The organism is Methanocaldococcus fervens AG86, from assembly GCF_000023985.1.
In the GTDB taxonomy this organism is placed as follows: Archaea; AGJL01; Methanococci; order Methanococcales; family Methanocaldococcaceae; genus Methanocaldococcus; species Methanocaldococcus fervens.
Map to the genome: position 1 here is coordinate 825,312 of NC_013156.1, position 21,512 is coordinate 846,823.

Genomic DNA, 21,512 nt, shown 5'->3' on the forward strand with positions numbered 1-21,512 from the left:
TTTATTAAATTTAATTAACCGAGAGGTGAACATCTTATGTATAAAATTTTGGAAATTGCTGACGTTGTTAGAGTCCCACCAGAGGAATTTGGAAAAGATTTGAAAGAAACCATAAAAAAAATTCTCATTGAAAAATATGAAGGAAGGTTAGATAAAGACGTTGGATTTATCTTATCCATTGTAGATGTGAAAGAAGTTGGAGATGGGAAAGTAGTGCATGGTGATGGTTCAGCGTATCACCCAGTTGTTTTTGAAACTCTCGTTTACGTCCCAGAGATGTATGAACTCGTTGAGGGAGAAGTTGTTGATGTCGTTGAATTCGGTAGCTTTGTAAGATTAGGACCATTAGACGGGTTAATCCACGTTTCACAAATTATGGACGATTACGTCTCTTACGATCCTAAGAGAGAGGCAATTATTGGAAAAGAAACTGGAAAGGTTTTAGAAATTGGAGATTATGTTAGAGCAAGAATTGTTGCAATTAGTTTGAAAGCAGAGAGAAAGAGAGGTAGTAAGATTGCATTAACCATGAGACAGCCATACTTAGGAAAATTAGAATGGATTGAAGAAGAAAAAGCTAAAAAAGAACATCAGGAGTAAGGTGAGTTCATGAGGGCTTGTTTAAAATGCAAATATTTAACAAATGATGAAATTTGCCCAATCTGTAAATCTCCAACAAGCGAAAATTGGATTGGCTTATTAATAATCTTAAATCCAGAAAAATCAGAGATAGCTAAAAAAGCTGGTATTAACATTAAAGGAAAATACGCATTAAGTGTAAAGGAGTAGATTGGACATGTTAAAACTTCCAGAGGATTTGAGGGAAACATTAAAAAAGCCCTTTGGAAAAGTATATAAAACACTACCAAATATAGATGGAGATATCGTAACTGTTGGAGATATTGTAACAAAAACTGTAATTGAAAATAATATAACTCCAAAACTTTCCATTTTTGACTTAAAAACTCAGAGAAATATTCCTGTTAAAATAAATCATGTATTTAAAAAAATTATTAAGGTAAAAAATCCTCCTGGATGCATATCTGATGAGGCAATAGAAAGTATTAAATACTTATCTACAATAAATGATAAAGACATTGCTTTATTGGTTGATGGTGAAGAAGATTTACTTGCTTTAATTGTTATCAAATACTTCCCTATTGGAACTTATGTAATATATGGACAGCCCAACGAAGGGATTGTTGTATTAAAAATAGACGAAAAACTAAAACAAGAGGTTGAAGAGACATTAAAACAATTCAAAAAACTTTAAGAGGGGATAATAATGGAAATAAAGATATTATCAGAAAGATACAATCCATTATTAAAGAGAAAAGAATATAGATTTATCGTAGACCATGATGGAGCTACACCTACATTTAAGGATGTTAAGTTAAAGCTCGCAGCAATATTAAACGCAAATAAAGATTTATTAATAGTTGAAAAAATTGTTGAAGAGGCAGGAATGCAGAGAGCAAGAGGTTACGCTAAGTTATATGACAATGAGGAAATGATGAAATTAGTTGAAAGAGAACACATTTTAAGAAAAAATAAAATAGAGGAAGAAGAAACAGCTGCTGAGGAGGGAGAATAATGACAAAAGGGAAAAAAACAGCAAAATACAAATACTACAAAATTGAAGGAGACAAAGTTGTTAGATTAAAGAAGGTTTGTCCAAGATGTGGTCCAGGAGTTTTCATGGCTGAGCACTTAAACAGATACGCATGTGGAAAATGTGGCTATATGGAATGGAAACAGCCACAAAAGAATGAATAGCTATCCTAACTCTTCTTTTAATTCCAATATGTTCATAGCTCTCAATACATCTGTTTTTGATATTACTCCTTTCAATTTTCCATCTTCCACAACAAATATTCTATCCGCATAAACCAGCTTTTTTAAGATCTCATTTATATCAGCGTTTTCATCAACTACAACTGGTTTTTGCATATAATCTCTAACAATTCCCTCTTTTCTATATATGTTATTTATCCCTATACAGCCAACTAATTCCCCATTTTCAACTACTGGATATCCAAAATATTTGTGTTTAAGCATGAAGTCCAAAAATTCCTCAATACTCATATCTGGATTTACACATACAGGATTTGGAGTCATTATATCTCTCGCCTTAATGTTTCTAAATATCTCCTCAATCTCTATCATTTTGCTTTCCTGGTCAGCTCCAACATAAACAAACAAACTTACTAAAATTAATATAATATTCAGTGATAAAAGACCGAGAATTAGCATGATTAAAGCTAAACTTTTCCCAATATTCGCCGCAATCTTTGTTGATTTTAAATACCCATACTTTTTTGATAAAATAGCTCTTAATATCCTCCCTCCATCCATTGGAAATGCCGGAATTAAATTAAAGCTTCCAAGCATTAAATTTAATAGGCTTAAAGTATATAGCAGAGGATATCCGTCTACATTTACATCAAAAAATTGAGAAATAACAAATAAAGCTATTCCAATGATAAAGCTCACTAACGGCCCTGCTATCCCTATTTTTAATTCCCCCTCCTTTGGAATTCTATCCATCATTGCTACTCCACCAATTGGCAATAACAGAATTTTTTCTATCCTAACTCCATACTTCTTAGCTACATAACTATGCCCCAACTCATGCAAAACCACAGATACAAATAATAAAATAAAGATAACTGCCCAAAAAATATTGTTATTTATAAGAGATAATCCAATTATAACTGCCAAAAATAAAATAAAAGTTACATGTAACTCTATAGGAATGCCCATAACCCTAAATAACTTTATTGAAAAATTCATAACCTCCCCCTATTTTTTGTTTCCAATTATTAAACTCCATACTATTAAATATGCTTTTACAGTATTTATTAGTTGGTGAAATCTTATGATTCCAGATAGTGAATTTATAAGAAAAGAGAGGATTCCAATAACAAAAGAAGAAATTAGGGCTGTGAGCATTGGAAAATTAAATTTAAATAAAGATGATGTTGTTGTAGATATTGGCTGCGGAAGTGGAGGAATGACAGTTGAAATAGCAAGAAGATGCAAGTTTGTATATGCCATAGATTATGAAGAGGAGGCAATTAACTTAACTAAACAAAATTTGGCAAAATTCAACATCAAAAACTGCCAAGTTATAATGGGGAGAGCGGAGGATATTTTAAATAACTTAGAGTTCAATAAAGCTTTTATTGGTGGAACAAAAAATATTGAAAGGATAATTGAAATTTTGAATAAAAAGGGAATAAATCACATTGTTGCAAATACCATTGTTTTGGAAAACGCTGTAAAAATTATAAACGAATTGGAAAATAACGGTTATAATGTTGAGGCAGTTAATATCTCTGTTTCTTATAGCAAAAAAATCCCATCTGGCCATATGTTTTTGGCAAAAAACCCAATAACCATAATAAAAGCGGTTAGGTAGATAGATATGGATGAGAAGATAACGTTATCGATACAAAATCCAGAAGGTGTTTTAATTTCTTATGTTGATATTTATTTTGGAGATAAAAATGTTTCATTAGAAGTTTTATCCAACGATACTGCAAAAATAAATCTGCCATTTGAAAAAGATAACGGTGAGGGAGAAATTATTGTTAAAATTAAATATAAAACCCTACCAAACCATAAAAGCAAAAAGGAAAATAAAAAGCAAAATTATATAACGCAAAGCACTAAAACTCCTAAACCTAACAATGATATGATTGTAGCAGATTCTGAACCAATTTCATTGGATGATGTTAAAAGAGAAGAGAAAAGGAAAAAAACAAGCGATATAATAATTCTCTAATTATAATCTCTTTCTAATTGGTTCTAAAATCTTTATAAGTTCTTCAGCTACAGCATTTTTTAAATCCATTGGATGTAGTTCCTTATTTATAAACAATCTTTCTAATTCCTCATAACTATTAACAACTAAATCTCCTCCAAACTTTTCAGGTCTTTTTATTGTTAAAGGATACTCGAGGAAGTATTTAGCTATCTCCATTATTGGGTTGCCTTCAACAACTCCAGCTGGGCAATAAGCTTTTTTTACCTTAGCCCTAATATCTTCTGGAGTGTCATCAACAGCAATGAAATTTCCTTTTGAGGAGCTCATCTTTCCTTCGCCATCTAAACCAGTCAAAACAGGGTTGTGGATGCAAACAACCTTTTTTGGTAACAACTCCCTCGCCAACATATGTATTTTTCTCTGCTCCATTCCTCCAACTGCTACATCAACACCTAAGTAATGAATATCATTAACCTGCATTATTGGATATATTACCTCAGCAACTTTTGGATTTTCAACCTCTCTTGCTATGAGCTCCATACTTCTCCTTGCTCTCTTTAATGTTGTTTTTAAAGCCAATCTATAAACGTTTAAAGTATAATCTTTATCAAGCTGGAATTCACTTCCATAAACGTATTTTGCCTTCAACCCCATTGCCTCAAAAACCCTTCTATTGTATTCTCCAATCTCCCTAATTTCATCTAATTCCCCCTTTTGGTTTAAATAGGCATGTAAATCAGCCAACAATATAATTATATCAAATCCAGCATTCTGCAAATCAATCATCTTTTTTATCTGCAGGTAGTGTCCTAAATGTATTTTACCACTTGGTTCAAAACCTATGTATGCAGATTTTTCATCCTTCTTTAAAACCTCCTTTAACTCCTCTTCACTAACAATTTCAGCGGTGTTTCTCTTAATCCTTTCAAATTTATCCATAGTATCACCTTATTAATAAATTGTTAATTGTTAAAAAGATGTAAAAATAAACTTAACATTAATTAACAATATAAAAAATAAAATAGTCAAAATGAAATAAAAATTTATTTGTTAATGCCTCCATAAATATTATAGAGTTTATTAAGTCTATCAACACTGTTGCACAACTTATCGCATAATATTTTCTCAAGTTTATTTATAGCTCCAGTTGGACATACCTCTTTACAAATTTCAACATCTCTTTTATAACATCCATCACATTTTATTGCTGTTCCATCTATCCTTATAGCCCCAAATGGACATGCTATTGCACACAATCCACATCCGATACACTTATCTTTTATAACAACTACCTTATCATCTATCCTCTCTATTGCATTTTCTGGACATGCATATAGGCAGGGGTTTTTATCGCAGTGCATGCATTTTATTGGATATTCATTAAAGATTATTCCATTTATTGGACAGCTTCTTTCACATCTCCTACATCCAACGCAATAACCAACATTAACTACAACCATTATTTTCACCCAACCTTTTGGAAAAAGCTTGACCAAAACCATACATTAAGAGGGGCTAAAAGCCCTCCTTAATGTCTCTTATTTTTACGAAAAAATTAAGGCTGAACTTTTGCATTTACAGTTATTTTTGAAATTAAGCTATTGTCTGTTTTTTGTGTTGGGAGAGTCATTTTGCTAAATAAATTCAATGAATTGTCTCTTTTAGCAAATATTAACTCATTTACATCAACAAGCTCTAAGCATCTCTTTGAGCAAGCTTTAACACATGCAGGTTCATCTCCATTGCATAATATACATTTATAAGCCTTATCATCCAATGTTATAGCCCCAAATGGACATGCTAAAGCACATAATCCACATCCGATACAAACTTCTTCATTTAAATATACGTAGCCGTCTTTATGCTCAATTGCTGAAACTGGGCAAACTTCCTTACAAGGAGCTGAAGCACAGTGCTGACAAATAATTGGGATGTATTTGCCATCTTTCTCCATTATGGCAATTCTTCCAACTTTATTCTTTTCCATACAAGCTTTAACACAATCCCCACAGTTATCGCAGTTATAGTTTGCCATTATTATCTTTTTCATTCCTACCACCTAGAAATATATAAAATTTAATTTAAAGTCCTAACAACTTACATTTCTCATCGATATATTTCTGAATTCTTTCAATATCTTCATCAGTTAAATGTCTGTATCTTTTTTGCATCTTCAAATACTCTCTAACTGGTTTTCTCTTGGCTGGTTTGTATGTAATCCTAAACTCTCCATTTTCTATTTCATAGAGTGGGAAAACACCTGTCTCTACTGCCAATCTTCCAATTTCTATTGTTTTTTCTGGAGGGTATCCCCAACCTGTTGTACAAGGTTGTAAAACTTGTATAAACTTTGGACCTTCAATGCTTAAAGCCTTCTTAACCTTTCTAATGAAATCTTCAGGATATGATATACAAGCTGTAGCAACGTAAGGAATGCCATGAGCTGCCATAATCATTGCTACATCTTTTTTAGGCCTATCCTCCCCTCTAATTTTTGAACCTGCTGGAGATGTTGTTGTAGCAGCTAAGAAAGGTGTTGATGAACTTCTCTGTATTCCAGTGTTCATATAAGCCTCGTTATCATACATAACATACAACATATCATGCCCTCTCTCCATAGCTCCACTCAATGACTGAAAACCAATATCTGCTGTTCCTCCATCTCCTCCAATTGCTATAACATTTATTTTTTTGTCCTTGTATTTTCCTCTTTTTCTTTTCAATGCCTTTACAGCAGCTTCAACACCACTTGCAGTTGCTGCAGCATTTTCAAATGCTGTATGTATCCAAGGAACTCTCCAAGCTGTTTCTGGATATGGTGTTGTCATAACCTCCAAACATCCAGTGGCGTTTGATATAATTGTGTCTTTTCCAGCAGCTTTTAATAATAACCTTGCTACAATGGCAGCTCCACAGCCAGCACATCCCCTATGTCCTGGAGCAAATAACTCTTCTCTTGGAAATTGCATTACAATCACCTTAAAAATTATTTAATTAACTTAATTATTCCTTTAATCCTACCCATAAAGTTTCATCATCCTCTGCCTTTTCAACGTGGTCGATTATTGCCTTTATATCATCTATCCTAATATCTCTTCCACCTAATCCAACTATGTAGTTACAAACTTTCTTATTTTTTAAAATTGATGCCATCTCAATACCTAAAGCACCCTTATTAAATCCTAATGAAATGTTTTTATCCAACACAGCTATGTTATTGGCATCTTTTAAAAACTCTTTAACATCCTCTTTTGGGAACGGTCTAAATGTCCTTATTCTTAACAATCCTACTTCTTTCCCTTCTTTTTTGAGCTCATCAATAACATACTTTATTGTTCCACAGATAGAACCCATTGCCACCAAAACAGTGTCTGCATTATCCAAGTTGTATGCTTCAACCAAACCATTTCCATATTTTCTTTTAAACCATTCAGCAAACTCTTCATTAACATCTTTAATAACTTTTTTAGCTCTTTCCATCGCTTCTTCAACTTGCTTTCTTGTTTCCATGTAGCAATCTGGAACTCCAACCGGTCCTTGGGTTATTGGTCTATCTGGGTCTAAGTATGCGTGTTTAGGCTCATAAACTCCTAAAAATTCTCTAACTCTCTCTGCCTTTGGAATTGTTACAGGTTCTACTGTATGTGTTAAGATAAATCCATCTAAACAAACCATAACTGGTAGTAAAACATCTTCATTCTCAGCTATTTTGTAAGCTTGTATTACGCTGTCAAGTGTTTCCTGATTATCTTCAACATATATCTGAATCCATCCCGTATCTCTTTGAGATATTGAATCCTGTTGATCATTCCATATGTTTATAGGAGCAGATAAAGCCCTGTTGGCAACCATCATAACTATTGGTAATCTCATACCTGAAGCTATAAACAACATCTCATGCATTAAAGCCAAACCTTGTGAAGAAGTTGCTGTAAACGTCCTTGCTCCTGTTGCAGCAGCCCCTATACAGGCAGACATTGCTGAATGCTCACTTTCAACTTTTATATACTCAGCGTCCAACTCTCCGTTAGCTACAAATTCAGCTAATTTCTCAACACATGTTGTTTGTGGGGTGATTGGATAAGCAGCCACAACATCAACATCAGCCAATTTAGCTGCTTCAGCAGCTGCTGAGGTTCCAGTAATAACCTTAACTTCACACATGTTTCCACCTTAATTAATTTAATATAATTTTTAGTGTTTATTTCTCTTCTCTAACCTTTGTTATTGCATTTACAGGACATTCGTTCATACAAATTAAACATCCTTTACAGTAATCATAATCAATTTTAAAGTCCCCATTTTCATCCTCTTGTATGCATCCCTCTGGGCAGAAGATATAACAGTTTTCACATTTTACACATTTTTCATTATCTAAAACCGGTCTAAATGTTCTCCAGCTTCCTGTTTTATTTTTAATTGAACTTCCTGGCTCGTATATAATAGCTCCAATTGTAACCATTTAATCCACCTCATTTATCCATACTTCTTTATCATTTCATTGTATGCTACTTCAGCTGCTTTAGCGTTTTTCTCTCCCAATTTTCCTTTAAATGTATCCATTATAGCCTTTTTAACTGAGTCAAGTGTAACAAGCTTGGTAACTCCTGCAAATGCACCAACCATTGCAGTATTTACTATAGGAACTCCCAAAACATCTAAAGCAATACCTGTAGCATCGATTATGTAAGTTTTAAATCCTAAATCCAAATCATCTTTAACAGTGTTAATTACAACAGCTCCCTCCTTCTTTAACCCCTCAACAACATTAACACTCTCCAAAAGTGTAGCGTCTTGAACTATAACATAATCTGGGTTGTATATTTGAGACCTCAACGTAATTTTCTTATCATCTATTCTTGTAAATGCCATAACAGGGGCCCCTCTTCTCTCAACACCAAAAAATGGGAATGCTTGGCAGAATTTTCCATCATAAAAAGCAGCTTTAGCTAAAATTTGAGCGGCTGTAACAGCTCCTTGTCCTCCTCTTCCGTGAAATCTGATTTCTATCATTGTATCCCTCTATGAGTAAATTATCATTATCAATCATTAACAATTGTAATGGTAATATATAAAGTTTTGGAGATTAAGCTAATTGACGAAAATAATTTAGGCACAACTAAAAAATTGAATTATTATTTTACAAAATTAAAAAATAATTTTAGGTGATAATATGAAAGAAATAACTGAAGAGAAATTAGAGAACTATTTTAAAAGGACAGAAGAAGCTATAAAGATTATTAAAAAAGGTATGCCACCAAAGAGGAGTTTGCTTTATGATGTGGCTAAAGATTTTCTATTGATGATTGAAAGCTATTTTGAAGATGCAAAAGCATTTAAAGAGAAAGGAGATTATGTAAATGCCTTTGCCTCTCTAAATTATGCTTATGGATGGATTGATGCAGGTGTTAGGTTGGGGATTTTTGATGTTGGAGATGATGATGTAAGATTTACACTTGCCAAATAAAATTTTTATATTCAGTCAACTTATTAATGCAATAAAGTTGATAGCTGGTGAGAGGATGGAAAGTTACATACAAAACTTATTTGCTGAGAGAATCGGAGGAAAGAAGTTTGGTAAAGAGGATGTAATTTACAAGTTTGAAAAGATAAAGAGAGCTAAAAAAGAGGCTATGGAAAAGCATCCAGATATGGAGTTAATCGATATGGGAGTTGGAGAGCCAGACGAAATGGCTGATCCTGAAGTTATAAGGGTTTTATGTGAAGAGGCAAAAAAGTGGGAAAATAGAGGATATGCAGATAATGGAATTCAGGAGTTGAAAGATGCCGTTCCTCCATACATGGAAAAAGTTTATGGAGTTAAGGATATAGACCCAGTTAATGAGGTTATCCATTCAATGGGTTCAAAACCAGCTTTAGCTTACATAACATCAGCATTTATAAATCCAGGAGATGTTTGCTTAATGACAGTTCCTGGATATCCAGTCACGGCAACACACACAAAATGGTATGGAGGAGAGGTTTATAACCTACCATTATTGGAAGAAAATGATTTCTTACCAGATTTGGAGAGCATTCCAGAGGATATTAAGAAGAGGGCAAAGATATTGTACTTAAACTATCCAAACAACCCAACAGGAGCTCAGGCAACTAAAAAATTTTACAAAGAAGTTGTTGATTTTGCATTTGAAAATGAAGTTATAGTCGTTCAAGATGCTGCTTATGGAGCTTTGGTTTATGATGGAAAACCATTATCATTCTTATCAGTCAAAGATGCTAAGGAAGTTGGTGTAGAAATTCACAGCTTTTCGAAGGCATTTAACATGACTGGTTGGAGATTGGCATTTTTAGTTGGAAATGAGCTCATAATTAAGGCTTTTGCAACAGTTAAAGACAACTTTGACAGTGGGCAATTCATCCCAATTCAAAAAGCTGGAATATACTGCCTACAGCATCCAGAAATAACTGAAAGAGTTAGACAAAAGTATGAGAGAAGATTAAGAAAGATGGTTAAGATATTAAATGAAGTTGGATTTAAAGCAAGAATGCCAGGAGGAACATTCTACTTATATGTTAAATCACCAAGAAGAGCTAACGGTATCGAATTTGAAACTGCTGAGGACTTCTCCCAATATTTAATTAAAGAAAAGCTCATTTCAACTGTTCCATGGGACGATGCTGGGCATTATTTAAGATTGGCTGCTTGCTTTGTAGCTAAAGATGAAAACGGAAACCCAACAACAGAAGAGAAATATGAGGATATAGTTTTAGAAGAGTTTAAGAGAAGGCTAGAAGATTTAGATTTAGAATTTGAATAAATTAAGTTCCTTCTCTCCAATCCTCTAAATATCTTTTTTGCTCTTCAGTTAATTCATCTATTTCAATGCCCATGGATTTTAATTTTAATGATGCAATCATTAAATCTTGCTCATAAGGAATGTTATAAACTCTTGGCTCTAACTTATCATGATTTTTTAAGATGTATTCAGCTGCTAAAGCCTGGTTAGCAAAGCTCATATCCATAACCTCACATGGATGCCCATCTGCACATGCTAAATTAACCAACCTCCCCTCTCCTAATAAGTATAATTTTTTATCCCCCAAATCATATTCAGTTACACAGTTTCTTACTTCTTTTATTGATTTAGCCAGCTCTTCTAAGTGCTTTTTATTAATCTCATTGTCAAAGTGTCCAGCATTAGCTAAGATAGCTCCATTTTTCATCTTTAACATGTGTTCTTTTCTAATAACATCTTTACATCCAGTTGTTGTTATAAAAATATCTCCAATCTCTGCAGCTTTTTCCATCTTCATAACTCTAAATCCATCCATTCTTGCCTCTAAAGCCCTAATTGGATTAACTTCTGTAACAACAACCTCAGCTCCTAAGCCCTTAGCCCTCATCGCAACTCCTCTACCACACCATCCATAACCAGCAACAACAACAGTTTTTCCAGCAATTAATAAGTTCGTAGCTCTTAAAATCCCATCTAAGGCACTCTGTCCAGTTCCATATCTATTATCAAAGAGGTGTTTTGTGTATGCATCATTTACATCCATAACTGGGAATTTTAAAGCCCCTTCTTTCTCCATAGCTTTTAATCTAATAATTCCAGTTGTTGTCTCCTCGCAGCCTCCCATAATATTATCTAAAAGTTCAGTTCTCTTTGTATGCAATAAAAATATCAAATCACAGCCGTCATCTATAACAATATCCGGTTTGTGGTCTAAAACTTTGTTTAAATTTGCATAATATTCCTCAACAGTCTCTCCTCTCCATGCATAAACATGCATTCCTTTTTTAGCACACGTTGCCGCAACATCATCCTGTGTAGATAAAGGATTACAGCCAGTTATTGCAATTTTTGCTCCTCCTTCCATTAATGTTTCTGCTAAAACAGCAGTCTTAGCCTCCAAATGCAAAGCCATTCCTATAGTTATTCCTTTAAATGGTTTTTCTTCTTTAAATCTCTCTCTAATTAACGATAAAACAGGCATGTGTTGTTTTGCCCATTGAATCTTTCTCTCTCCTTCTTTCCAAAGGTTTATATCTCTAACTTCATACATGATTTCACCATAAATATTTGTCTTTGTTATAACATATTGTTGCAATTTAATAACTTTTACTTAAAAACTTAACCTGATTTTGTGATAACATGAACTACGATGCAAAAATAATAGAAAGGGGAAGATTATATTATAGAAACAATTTGGTCAAATACTGCATAAAATATAAAAATTTTTTATTTGGGGAGGTTGTTGGCTCTGATGTGTATAAAGTTAAAGTCGATTTAGATAACAACTATTTTGGCTTATGTACTTGCCCATACAAATACAACTGCAAACACGCCTATGCATTAATTGAGGCATATAAAAACAATAACTACATTGATGCAGAAGAAATTTTTAAAGAATTGGAAAATAAGAGCAAAGAGGAGATATTAGATATATTAAAAAATTTAGTTGTTAAACATTATTTATGGGATGAGTTTTTAGATAAAGATAGCTTATTAAATAAGGCAATTAGTTTAATAAAATTAATTCCTTTGGAGAGGAAAAATATACACACATTTAAGTCATTTTTAAGGAATCAGTTTGTCAAAAATGCTGATGATGAAGAGTTGGTAGAGGTCATTGAAGAGATGATTAAAGCTGATTTGGATTTTAATGACTCTAACGTTATAGAGGCGTTAACAATAATATTGGATGAAATCTTTAAAAGAGAAAACAAAGAAGTTGTAAAAAAGCTTATAAATTTATATAGGAAATATAAAAAAGAGTTATGGATTGTTGGAGATTATTTAATAGAGTTTTATGATAACTACTTTGAATATTAGAGGTACAAGTGCTGTGGAGCTTCCCTCCTATCCTTCAAAATCTTCTTTAATGCCCATTCTAAATCTTCTTTGGAGACATAATCTCTATCTTCCAATATAGCTTTATGTAATGCTGGTTTTAAGAATTTTTCCTTAATATCCCTACCACTAAATCCTTTAGTTTTTTCAACAAACTCCTTCAAATTGGCTTTAACAGGAATTGGCATCTTCTTAGCATAAAGCTCCATAATCTTCAATCTTTCTTCATCATTTGGCAATTTAAACTCAATTTCTTCCTCAAATCTACTCCTAATCGCTGGGTCTAACATCGCTGGATTGTTTGTCGCTGCTATAGTTACAACTCCCTCATTTTCTTTAATTCCATCCAACTCGGTTAATAATGCATTAACAACTTCGGAAACATCTCCTCTCAATGATTGATACTCCCTACTCAAACCTATAGCATCCAATTCATCAATAAATACAATACATGGAGCACTTTCAGAAGCTCTTTGATATAGCTCTCTAATCATCTTTGAAGCGTCCCCAACATGTTCTCCAATGAGCTCTGGAGCTTTTACTAATATGAATGATGAATTCGTCTCTGTCGCCAAAGCTCTCGCCATCAATGTCTTTCCAGTTCCTGGAGGCCCATAAAACAATACATTCTTTGGAGCCCATTCTCCGAAGAGTTTTGGATTCTCCAAATACTTCATAATAATTCTACACTTCTTCTTAGCCTCTTCCTGCCCAATAATCTCGCTGAATTTAGCCTTTTTAAACTGCGTTCTAATAACTTTTTTAGGAGTTTGTAATTTAAATATAGTCTCGCTTGTAATCATCCCTCCTTCTTTTGGATAAGTTGAGATAACCTTGAAGGCATAATCTGGGATGATTGAGTTATCAAATAAATAATCTCCTTCTTTAACAATCTCGCCAATCCACTGGTCTCTCGCATAGATGTTAAACAATATTGGGTCGTCAGTAGAAACCTTGACATTCTCGCTACTAATCCTAATTGGGAATCCCGCAGGTTCCAATACAACATATTTTAATGATGGTAATGTATCATCGTAAGTTTTAATCTTTGAAAAAGATTTTATTTTTATAGGATTGAATCCAATTTTACCCATAGTCTCTCACCTTAATGATAATAATAAGGCAACCATATTTATATTCATGAAGTGATATTAATAATTTACTTATCAAATACATATGGGGGATGAAATGACATCTATGGATATAATTTTCTTCTTGTTCATATTTTTGCTATTTATTTATCCAGAAATGATGTTGAGATATAAGATAATGAGAAGATTGAGGTGTATAAGGGAAATTGAAAGAGAAAGGGGAAGTAGAGTCATAGCAATGATACACAGGCAGGAAGCATTAACATTTTTAGGAATACCAATATATAAATTTATCACTATCGAGGATAGTGAAGAAATTTTGAGAGCTATTAGGCTAACTCCAGAAGATATGCCTATAGATTTAATTATACACACACCCGGAGGTTTAGCTTTAGCGAGCGAGCAAATTGCTTTGGCTTTAAAGGAACATAAGGCAAAAACAACAGTTATAATTCCACACTATGCGATGAGTGGGGGTAGCTTAATTGCATTAGCAGCAGATGAAATAATCATGGACAAAAATGCAGTTATGGGACCTGTAGACCCACAGATTGGGCAGTATCCTGCAGCTTCAATATTGGAGGCATACTATAAAAAAGGAGATAAAGTGGATGATGAAACATTAATATTGGTTGATATATCTAAAAAAGCCATTAGACAGATGGAAGAATTCGTTTATGAGCTTTTGAAAGATAAATATGGAGATGAAAAAGCTAAAGAAATTGCAAAAAAACTAACTTCTGGAGTTTGGACGCATGATTATCCTCTAACAGTCAATAAATTAAAAGAGTTGGGAATTGAAGTTAATACAAACGTTCCGAGAAAAGTTTATGAATTATTGGAGCTTTATCCACAGCCAATGGGAGCTAAGCCTTCAGTCTATTACATACCAGTTCCATATGGAAAGAAAGAAAGTGAAAAAAATGCAAAATAATAAAATTAAAAAAGTTAAAATTAAAAATTTAGAGTTTGATGTTGTATTGGCAGACAACTTTATTAAAAGGGCTTTTGGGTTAATGCTTAGAGATATTGGGGATAAAGCAATGCTCTTCCTCTATAAAAGGAGAAAAATAGCTATGCACACGTTCTTTATGCTCTACCCCATAGATGTAGTTTTTATTGATAAAGATAAAGTCGTTGAGGCTGTAAGATTAAAGCCATGGAAAAGCTACAAATGTAAAAATTATTCAACAGCAATGCTCGAATTTAAATGTAGAGATGTTAATTTAGATGAGCTTATTGGAGAAAAAGTAGAATTTATAAGATGATATTATGGATTTGGATTATTTAAAAATCTTAGAAGATTTGGTAAAAATTAGAACTGACAATAAGTTGGGAGTTAAAAAGGGATTTAAATATTTATCTAATCTTTTTAACAACTTAGGAATAAAAAATACCATTATTGAAGGATGCTTTGTAGCATACAAAGAAAAGAACTTTGATTTAATATTAAATTCACATATAGATACAGTAAAGGTTCAATCAAATTTTAACAAAGATAATAACAATTTTTACGGAACTGGAGTTATAGATGCTAAGGGAAATGTAGTTTTAATGATCCACGCTTTTTTAAATAGCAATAACTCCCTATTGGTTATATCTCCAGATGAAGAAAAAGAATCAAATGGCATCTATAATTTTTGCAAATATCTAAAAAATAAAAACATTAAGGATGTTAAATGTATAGTTGGAGAGCCTACTGACTTAAAAGTTTGTATTGGGAATAAGGGGAGATTTGAATATATCGTTGAGAGTTTTGGTAAAGCAAAACATGCCTCAACTAAAGGTATAAATCCTATAGAAATTTTAAGTAAAGTTATTTTGGATTTAAAAACTCTTCCTTTGGAAAGTATCAAAGTTGATAAAACCTACAGCTCCTCAATAACCCCTACAATAATAAAAGGAGGAATTCAAAGTAATATCATCCCAGATTATGCCTATGTCTTATTTGACGTTAGAAGTGTTGAAAAAGACATAATAAAAAAGATAGAGAAGTTTTTGTCTCAAAAAGATTATTCAACTCATATAAAAGGTTCATTAAATCCCGGAAGGCATTATGCAGATTTCTATATGCTTGAAAATAAAGAATTGATAAATAAATTATCAAAAGAGTTTGAAATATCATTTTTCAATGCTACTTGTGAGGCATTCTATTTCAATAAGTTTTTAAACGCTGATACTGTTATTTATGGAGTTGGAAAGTTAGAGCTTGCCCACTCTAAGGAAGAACATTTAAATTTAAATGATTTTGATAGAGGAATTAAAGGTGTAGAGAAGCTTGCAGAATTGATAACAAATAGTTTAGGGGATTAAAATGGAGGTAAATAAAATTTACTGCATGGATTGTTTAGAAGGAATGAAACAATTAAAAGATAAGTCAGTTGATGTTGTTGTTACATCTCCTCCATATAATATTGGTATAAAATATAATAAATACTCTGACAATTTAGGAAGAGATGATTACTTAAATTGGATTGAAGAAGTTGTTAGGGAGATAAAGAGAGTGTTAAAGGATGATGGTTCTTTTTTTATAAATATTGGTTATACTGCAAAAGACCCATGGATTGCCTTTGATGTTGCTAATGTTATAAGAAAACATTTTAAATTACAAAATACCATTCACTGGATAAAATCTATTGCAATACAAAAAGAAGATGTTGGAAATTACCCAAATATTATTGGAGATATTGCTGTTGGACATTACAAGCCGATAAACAGTGATAGATTTTTAAGCATAATGCATGAATATATCTTCCATTTTACAAAAAATGGAAATGTTAAATTGGATAAATTAGCAATTGGTGTTCCTTATCAAGATAAAAGTAATATAAAGAGATTTAATAGAAAAGGAGATTTAAGAGATAGAGGAAACACATGGTTTATTCCTTATGAAACAATTCAGTCAAAAGAAAAAGAAAGACCACATCCAGCAACATTCCCTTCAAAGCTTCCAGAGATGTGTATTAAATTGCATGGGATTAAAAAGACAAACCTTGTTTTAGACCCATTTATGGGAATTGGAAGCACAGCAATTGCATGTATTAGATTGGGGGTTAATTATATCGGTTTTGAAATTGATGAATATTATTGCAGAGTTGCAGAAGAAAGAATAAAAAAAGAACTTTTAAAAACAAATAGAAAACTTGATAATGTAAGAAACAAAAACATAATCACTCTTGATGCATTTATTTAAATGGTATTCTTAAGATGCCTAACAATAGTTTTTAAAGAATTGCTAATTTTTTTATATTCTGAACTCCTGTTGCAGAACCTTCTAAATTTTCTAGTTCAGCTTCTATCCTCTCGAATACTTGCCTTGCCACTTCTTTTATTTCATTTTCATCGCATGGGATAAATATTCCTCCTTGAGGACCTGGATAAACTAATGTTGTTATAATACCTTCTTTTTTTAGTGGTATCAACACTTCATGTTGGAAATCTTCTCTACTTTTGTTATAATATATTCCATTCATAACATCGTCATATTTTTACCCTACAATTTATTCCACAATGTCCATATATTTAATAAGTACTTTACTACTTCAACTTGATAGTATTCATTAGTACCCTGTTGAAAATTTTGATTTTGATTAATAAAATTCTTTGCTCTTTGTATCCATGGGCTGTTATTGCATTTTGGGCAGTTTTGGTTATTATTTCCGGATTTTGACATATTTCCACCATTTTATCTTTATTAATTTCGTGATAATGTCATTACTCTATTTTGGTTTTTGTCATAAAAATTTATTCATTTAAATCATCTTCATAAATAACTAAATCCTTTTTATACAACTCTTTATTGGAAGCATTAAACTCTCTCTTAATTCCTCCTTTTAATTTAGATAAATCAACTATTTTAAAGCCAGTGGCGTGATAGTCATTACCTAACTTCTCAATCTTAAACGATAGGCATAAATGAGGAGCATCAAACCTTATTTTTATCCCTTCTTCATCTTTTGAAGGAGACGCATAAAAAGTTCTATGGGATGAGTTGATATTTTTCTCATTGAATGTTTTAATCTCTATATAAACAACTCTTCCGTCTCCTTCTTTCTTTCCTTTATGCCAAAATTCAATATCTGGATATCCAGTAGATTTTTGCTTACCTTTTTTAGTTTTTGGAGTAATTGCATATCCATATTTGCTTAAAACATCTTTAATATAATGCTCAATGTGATTCCCAACTTCATTAACTCTTTTTGGTGTTTTTCCATCCTTAGTTTTTACACCTTTTGTATTTTTAATTTCTTCAATAACTTCATAACATACCTTAATTAAATCTTCAATTAATTCTTTATCTTCTTTTTTAGATAAATCGATTGGAATAATTTTATAACCACTAACAACTCTAACAAAAGTAGAAAATGAAATTTTTTCAATTGGTTGCAGTATCTGCCTTAAAATCTCTTCTATTTCTTGATAATAGCTTTTATCATCCATAAAATCACCGTAAAAATTTAAAAATTAAATATCTAAGTTTGTAATCCTAATTCCAGTTCCTTTTGATTTGTATTTTATATTCAATCCAATTAATAATGGTGTTATTGCTTCTATAATCCTTGATTTTTCCAAATTTCCACAATCAATTGCTCTAACTCCATCTATTTGGTTAGCCAAATCAATAACTACTTTCTTTGCTTCTTCATCATCTCCACAAACCAAAACATCACAATCAACTGGATTTTCTAAATCTTCTAAAACAGCATGGCAAACGTTTTGAAATGCACTAACAACTTTACTCTCTTTTAACACATTTTGAACCATTTCAGCGACTGAACCATCTGGTGGAAATAACAACCTTGTTGGCTTGTCTCCAATAGCTGTTGCCAAAGGAACTCCAATAGAAACTACTATCTTTCCTTTTAACTCATCCTTTAGCTGTTTTATTGTTGATAATGTGTGCTCATAAGGTATTGATAAAATAACAACATCTCCTTCTTTTGCTGCCTCTTTATTTTCTAAGCCAATTATATCTGCCTCAATTCCTCTATGCTTTAATATTTCTTTAGCTTTTTTAGCCGCTTCTTCTGCTCTCTCCTTTTTTCTTGAACCAATTATTATCTTGTTGTTTTTAGCTAACCTCAAAGCTAAACCAAATCCTTGGTCTCCAGTTCCCCCCAATATAGCTACTTTCATTCTTTCACCCCAACAAATCTCTTTTTATATCATAGGATGTTAAATCTTCACTAATAATAATTTTAAATTCCTCATTATACTGTTTAACGTTCATTTTATATAAGTTGAAGTATTCCTCTTTATCATATCTCGCTGAGATGTGAGTTAGGATTAAAGCCTTCACGTCAGCTAATTTTGCTATACTAACAGCATCTCCAATTGTTGAATGCATATTTTCTTTGGCTATATCTTTAGCTAAATCATCAAATGTAGCCTCGTGAATTAATACGTCACATCCCAACTCTTCCAAATATTTTCCAAAATCTTCTAATGGAAGTGTATCTCCACTATAAGCTAAGCAAAATCCTTTTTTTGGAGGTAATAAAACATCCTCTGGTCTTACAATTTCCCCATGAATGTTTTTAACTGCTTCTCCATTTTTTAGTTTTTTTAAATCCGGTCCAATCCTAACTCCAAGTTTTTTAGCTTTTTCAATATCTAAACGTGGTTTCTTAATTTCTTTAAAGATATAAGCGTAAGAAGGAACACTGTGTTTAGTTGGATAGGCAATTATTTCATAATTCTCTTCTTTATAAATTGTTATTGGCTCTTTTTCACAAATCTCATAAACTTTTATTGGAAATTCTATACAATGAAATCCGAGGTTTAATGAGCTTTTTATAAGCTCTTTTGTGCCTTCTGGTCCAAATATCTCAATCTCCTTATTTCTTCCAAAAAAACCCATACTCTGTAAAAGCCCTGGAATGCCCAATATATGGTCTCCATGTAGATGAGTTATGAATATTTTGTTAATCTTCATTGGAGATACTTCTGTAAAAAGCATCTGCCTTTGTATGTTCTCCCCACAATCAAATAAAAAAACCTCTCCTCCAAATTTAAATGCTATCCCTATATGATTCCTATTTTTTGAAGGAACCGCCGCTCCAGTTCCTAAAAATATCAGCTTCATATCAATCATCCAAATTTATTCTTCTTCCAAATACTCTTTAACTACATCTTCAAATTCTAACTCATCTACCCATCTTTTCATGCTCTTACACCACTCTTCCATAGTATCTTTTATAATCTCTTTAACCTCTTCAAATGGAATTGCCTCATAAACGTAATAATAACCTCCTTCTTTTATATTAACCTGCTTCCTCTTAACTAAACCAGCATTTAATAAATTTTGAACAGACCTTTGAACTGTACTCCTATCCCTCTTAATCCTTTCAGCAATATCGTTTATTTTTGACGGCCCATTTTTCAAAATATCAAAATAAACCTTAACATCAGAAACTTTTATGCCAAAAACACATGCCATTAAGCTATCTAACGTCCACGTTGTGCATGGGGTTTTTAATAAAAGCTTACTCATACTATCACCATTACGATTGTGCCATTACCGTTAACTAACAGTTTATCGCATTTAATATTTAAAACTATCCTTAAGAATTTTAACAATCCTCTCTCCACTCTTTCCATCCCCAAATGGATTTTCCCAATTCATATCTTTTTTAAGCATTATTTCTACTGCTTTAATTAATTTCCCCTTATCATCTCCAACTAACATATTAGCTCCAACTTCAACTGTTTCTGGCCTTTCTGTATTGTCCCTCAAAGTTACACATGGAATTTTTAATATACAAGCCTCTTCCTGAACTCCACCGCTGTCAGTTAAAATTAACTTAGCATTCTTCTCCAACATTAAAAATTCTAAATAACCTACAGGCTCAATAATTTTTATTTTCTCATTGCTTTTTAATTTTTCAAATAAATTAAACTCATTCAGCTTTTTCTTAGTTCTTGGATGTATTGGGAAGATAACATCCTCATCATATAACTCAGTTATTTTAAAAATCCCTTCTATGATATTTTTTAACCTATTTTTGTTATCAACGTTCTCTGCCCTATGCAAAGTTAATAAAAAATAATTATCATCAACAATACTATTGAAAAAAGCCCTAACGTTTTCATTTTTTTCAGCAATCTTTAAATTTTGTAGTGTTGCATCTACAATTGTATTTCCCACAACAAAAATCTTATCTTCCTCAATACCCTCATTTAATAAATTATTTTTAGCTATTTCAGTTGGAGCAAAAAGATAACTACTTATGTGATCTGTTAAAACTCTATTTATCTCCTCAGGCATGTTTTTATCAAAACTCCTCAATCCTGCCTCTACATGGGCCACATCTATTTTTAATTTAGAGGCGGTTAAAGCTCCAGCCAATACAGTGTTTGTATCCCCTTGAACTACAACAACATCTGGCTCTTCTTTTAAAAGGACTTTTTCTATCTTTATTAACATCTTTCCAGTCTGTTCTCCATGAGTTCCAGAGCCAATGTTTAAATTGTATTTTGGTTTCGGTAATCTCAGCTCTTCAAAGAATATCTTATCCATGTTTTCAGAATAATGCTGATTAGTGTGAATGATATGCCAATCAATATCCTCTTTCTCTAAAACTCTAATTATGGGAGAGAGCTTTATAATCTCTGGCCTAGTCCCTAAAATTATTGAGAGTTTCATCTTATCAACTCCAAAAAACTAAAAATCTAAGTCTATAAATTACTTTTTCAAATAAAAAATTAATTAAAAGAGATATTTAAGATTTTTTAATTGTTTTTTAGATTAAGCCTAAAAGATATTTTTTATCCAATTTCTTGATAAAATACTTTCTATTTTAAATATTACCAAATTAATAACGAAAATATTAGTTT

30 protein-coding genes are annotated in these 21,512 nt (G+C 32.1%); 14 read left to right on the forward strand and 16 right to left on the reverse strand.

Annotated elements, in window-relative coordinates:
• Nucleotides 1-36 precede the first annotated feature (36 nt).
• Genes rpoE through MEFER_RS04455 form a run of 5 tightly spaced genes read left to right on the forward strand, consistent with a single transcriptional unit; the run spans nucleotide 37 to nucleotide 1,776 of the window.
• Nucleotides 37-600: a DNA-directed RNA polymerase gene (gene rpoE, locus MEFER_RS04435; protein WP_015791427.1), complete on the forward strand. Its 564-nt coding sequence runs from the start codon at nucleotides 37-39 to the stop codon at nucleotides 598-600.
• A gap of 9 nt (nucleotides 601-609) precedes the next feature.
• A complete protein-coding gene (gene spt4, locus MEFER_RS04440) occupies nucleotides 610-789 on the forward strand; it encodes a transcription elongation factor subunit Spt4 (RefSeq protein ID WP_015791428.1) in 180 nt (59 codons plus the stop codon).
• Nucleotides 790-796: 7 nt separating this feature from the next.
• Nucleotides 797-1,273 (forward strand): GTP-dependent dephospho-CoA kinase family protein, encoded by a 477-nt coding sequence (locus MEFER_RS04445; protein ID WP_015791429.1) that lies wholly within the window; start codon nucleotides 797-799, stop codon nucleotides 1,271-1,273.
• 12 nt (nucleotides 1,274-1,285) lie between these two features.
• Nucleotides 1,286-1,594 carry a 30S ribosomal protein S24e gene (locus tag MEFER_RS04450; protein WP_015791430.1) on the forward strand — a complete coding sequence of 103 codons (309 nt, stop codon included), beginning with the start codon at nucleotides 1,286-1,288 and terminating at the stop codon, nucleotides 1,592-1,594.
• Nucleotides 1,594-1,776 (forward strand): 30S ribosomal protein S27ae, encoded by a 183-nt coding sequence (locus MEFER_RS04455; protein WP_015791431.1) that lies wholly within the window; start codon nucleotides 1,594-1,596, stop codon nucleotides 1,774-1,776. The genes MEFER_RS04450 and MEFER_RS04455 overlap by 1 nt, the downstream gene beginning before the upstream one ends.
• On the opposite strand, the gene MEFER_RS04460 is transcribed toward MEFER_RS04455, so the two are convergent.
• Complete coding sequence (locus tag MEFER_RS04460; protein WP_015791432.1) at nucleotides 1,777-2,793, reverse strand: site-2 protease family protein; 1,017 nt, start codon at nucleotides 2,791-2,793, stop codon at nucleotides 1,777-1,779.
• 85 nt (nucleotides 2,794-2,878) lie between these two features.
• Between MEFER_RS04460 and cbiT the strand changes: the two genes are divergently transcribed.
• Together cbiT and MEFER_RS04470 are read left to right on the forward strand one after the other, a co-directional pair.
• Nucleotides 2,879-3,421 (forward strand): precorrin-6Y C5,15-methyltransferase (decarboxylating) subunit CbiT, encoded by a 543-nt coding sequence (gene cbiT, locus MEFER_RS04465; protein WP_015791433.1) that lies wholly within the window; start codon nucleotides 2,879-2,881, stop codon nucleotides 3,419-3,421.
• A gap of 6 nt (nucleotides 3,422-3,427) precedes the next feature.
• A complete protein-coding gene (locus MEFER_RS04470) occupies nucleotides 3,428-3,787 on the forward strand; it encodes a hypothetical protein (protein WP_015791434.1) in 360 nt (119 codons plus the stop codon).
• On the opposite strand, the gene MEFER_RS04475 is transcribed toward MEFER_RS04470, so the two are convergent.
• The 7 genes from MEFER_RS04475 to MEFER_RS04505 form a co-directional block, all read right to left on the reverse strand.
• Nucleotides 3,788-4,708, reverse strand: a complete 921-nt coding sequence (locus tag MEFER_RS04475) for a tyrosine--tRNA ligase (protein WP_015791435.1) — start codon at nucleotides 4,706-4,708, stop codon at nucleotides 3,788-3,790.
• A 104-nt stretch (nucleotides 4,709-4,812) separates the two neighbouring features.
• Entirely contained in the window at nucleotides 4,813-5,229 is a 417-nt protein-coding gene (locus tag MEFER_RS04480; RefSeq protein WP_048056326.1) for a 4Fe-4S dicluster domain-containing protein, read from the reverse strand.
• Nucleotides 5,230-5,324: 95 nt separating this feature from the next.
• A complete protein-coding gene (locus MEFER_RS04485; RefSeq protein WP_015791437.1) occupies nucleotides 5,325-5,819 on the reverse strand; it encodes a 4Fe-4S dicluster domain-containing protein in 495 nt (164 codons plus the stop codon).
• Nucleotides 5,820-5,850: 31 nt separating this feature from the next.
• Complete coding sequence (gene porB / locus MEFER_RS04490) at nucleotides 5,851-6,738, reverse strand: pyruvate synthase subunit PorB (protein WP_015791438.1); 888 nt, start codon at nucleotides 6,736-6,738, stop codon at nucleotides 5,851-5,853.
• A gap of 34 nt (nucleotides 6,739-6,772) precedes the next feature.
• A complete protein-coding gene (porA, locus tag MEFER_RS04495; protein WP_015791439.1) occupies nucleotides 6,773-7,933 on the reverse strand; it encodes a pyruvate synthase subunit PorA in 1,161 nt (386 codons plus the stop codon).
• A gap of 37 nt (nucleotides 7,934-7,970) precedes the next feature.
• Nucleotides 7,971-8,231, reverse strand: coding sequence for a pyruvate synthase subunit PorD (gene porD / locus MEFER_RS04500; protein ID WP_015791440.1), 261 nt, complete (start codon nucleotides 8,229-8,231; stop codon nucleotides 7,971-7,973).
• Nucleotides 8,232-8,245: 14 nt separating this feature from the next.
• Nucleotides 8,246-8,782, reverse strand: a complete 537-nt coding sequence (locus MEFER_RS04505) for a pyruvate ferredoxin oxidoreductase subunit gamma (RefSeq protein WP_015791441.1) — start codon at nucleotides 8,780-8,782, stop codon at nucleotides 8,246-8,248.
• A gap of 160 nt (nucleotides 8,783-8,942) precedes the next feature.
• On the opposite strand from MEFER_RS04505, the gene MEFER_RS04510 reads away from it, so the two are divergent.
• Both MEFER_RS04510 and MEFER_RS04515 read left to right on the forward strand, forming a co-directional pair.
• Nucleotides 8,943-9,236, forward strand: coding sequence for a DUF357 domain-containing protein (locus tag MEFER_RS04510; RefSeq protein ID WP_015791443.1), 294 nt, complete (start codon nucleotides 8,943-8,945; stop codon nucleotides 9,234-9,236).
• A 55-nt stretch (nucleotides 9,237-9,291) separates the two neighbouring features.
• On the forward strand, nucleotides 9,292-10,548 hold the full coding sequence (locus MEFER_RS04515; RefSeq protein WP_015791444.1) for an LL-diaminopimelate aminotransferase: 1,257 nt from the start codon (nucleotides 9,292-9,294) through the stop codon (nucleotides 10,546-10,548).
• A 1-nt stretch (nucleotide 10,549) separates the two neighbouring features.
• On the opposite strand, the gene ahcY is transcribed toward MEFER_RS04515, so the two are convergent.
• Nucleotides 10,550-11,797 (reverse strand): adenosylhomocysteinase, encoded by a 1,248-nt coding sequence (gene ahcY / locus MEFER_RS04520; protein WP_015791445.1) that lies wholly within the window; start codon nucleotides 11,795-11,797, stop codon nucleotides 10,550-10,552.
• 89 nt (nucleotides 11,798-11,886) lie between these two features.
• Between ahcY and MEFER_RS04525 the strand changes: the two genes are divergently transcribed.
• Complete coding sequence (locus tag MEFER_RS04525; RefSeq protein WP_015791446.1) at nucleotides 11,887-12,567, forward strand: SWIM zinc finger family protein; 681 nt, start codon at nucleotides 11,887-11,889, stop codon at nucleotides 12,565-12,567.
• Here the strand turns inward: MEFER_RS04525 and MEFER_RS04530 are convergent.
• Nucleotides 12,564-13,679: an AAA family ATPase gene (locus MEFER_RS04530; protein ID WP_015791447.1), complete on the reverse strand. Its 1,116-nt coding sequence runs from the start codon at nucleotides 13,677-13,679 to the stop codon at nucleotides 12,564-12,566. The genes MEFER_RS04525 and MEFER_RS04530 overlap by 4 nt on opposite strands.
• 94 nt (nucleotides 13,680-13,773) lie before the next feature.
• Between MEFER_RS04530 and MEFER_RS04535 the strand changes: the two genes are divergently transcribed.
• Genes MEFER_RS04535 through MEFER_RS04550 form a run of 4 tightly spaced genes read left to right on the forward strand, consistent with a single transcriptional unit; the run spans nucleotide 13,774 to nucleotide 16,869 of the window.
• On the forward strand, nucleotides 13,774-14,610 hold the full coding sequence (locus MEFER_RS04535) for an SDH family Clp fold serine proteinase (RefSeq protein WP_015791448.1): 837 nt from the start codon (nucleotides 13,774-13,776) through the stop codon (nucleotides 14,608-14,610).
• Nucleotides 14,600-14,944 carry a DUF192 domain-containing protein gene (locus MEFER_RS04540; protein ID WP_015791449.1) on the forward strand — a complete coding sequence of 115 codons (345 nt, stop codon included), beginning with the start codon at nucleotides 14,600-14,602 and terminating at the stop codon, nucleotides 14,942-14,944. Before MEFER_RS04535 ends, MEFER_RS04540 begins: the two co-directional genes overlap by 11 nt.
• A gap of 4 nt (nucleotides 14,945-14,948) precedes the next feature.
• Entirely contained in the window at nucleotides 14,949-15,989 is a 1,041-nt protein-coding gene (locus tag MEFER_RS04545) for a M20 family metallopeptidase (protein ID WP_015791450.1), read from the forward strand.
• Between the two features lies 1 nt (nucleotide 15,990).
• Nucleotides 15,991-16,869, forward strand: coding sequence for a DNA-methyltransferase (locus MEFER_RS04550; RefSeq protein ID WP_015791451.1), 879 nt, complete (start codon nucleotides 15,991-15,993; stop codon nucleotides 16,867-16,869).
• A 31-nt stretch (nucleotides 16,870-16,900) separates the two neighbouring features.
• Here the strand turns inward: MEFER_RS04550 and MEFER_RS04555 are convergent, their stop codons facing one another.
• From MEFER_RS04555 to wecB, 6 genes are all read right to left on the reverse strand, one after another.
• Nucleotides 16,901-17,149, reverse strand: a complete 249-nt coding sequence (locus tag MEFER_RS04555) for a hypothetical protein (protein WP_015791452.1) — start codon at nucleotides 17,147-17,149, stop codon at nucleotides 16,901-16,903.
• A 271-nt stretch (nucleotides 17,150-17,420) separates the two neighbouring features.
• Nucleotides 17,421-18,116: a hypothetical protein gene (locus MEFER_RS04565; protein WP_015791453.1), complete on the reverse strand. Its 696-nt coding sequence runs from the start codon at nucleotides 18,114-18,116 to the stop codon at nucleotides 17,421-17,423.
• Between the two features lie 24 nt (nucleotides 18,117-18,140).
• Nucleotides 18,141-18,812: an NADPH-dependent F420 reductase gene (gene npdG, locus MEFER_RS04570; RefSeq protein ID WP_015791454.1), complete on the reverse strand. Its 672-nt coding sequence runs from the start codon at nucleotides 18,810-18,812 to the stop codon at nucleotides 18,141-18,143.
• A gap of 4 nt (nucleotides 18,813-18,816) precedes the next feature.
• The gene (gene rnz / locus MEFER_RS04575; RefSeq protein WP_015791455.1) at nucleotides 18,817-19,761 is read right to left on the reverse strand and encodes a ribonuclease Z; all 945 of its coding nucleotides are present in this window, start codon (nucleotides 19,759-19,761) and stop codon (nucleotides 18,817-18,819) included.
• Between the two features lie 15 nt (nucleotides 19,762-19,776).
• On the reverse strand, nucleotides 19,777-20,169 hold the full coding sequence (locus MEFER_RS04580) for a helix-turn-helix domain-containing protein (protein ID WP_015791456.1): 393 nt from the start codon (nucleotides 20,167-20,169) through the stop codon (nucleotides 19,777-19,779).
• A gap of 51 nt (nucleotides 20,170-20,220) precedes the next feature.
• Nucleotides 20,221-21,321 (reverse strand): non-hydrolyzing UDP-N-acetylglucosamine 2-epimerase, encoded by a 1,101-nt coding sequence (wecB, locus tag MEFER_RS04585; RefSeq protein ID WP_015791457.1) that lies wholly within the window; start codon nucleotides 21,319-21,321, stop codon nucleotides 20,221-20,223.
• Between the last annotated feature and the right edge of the window lie 191 nt (nucleotides 21,322-21,512).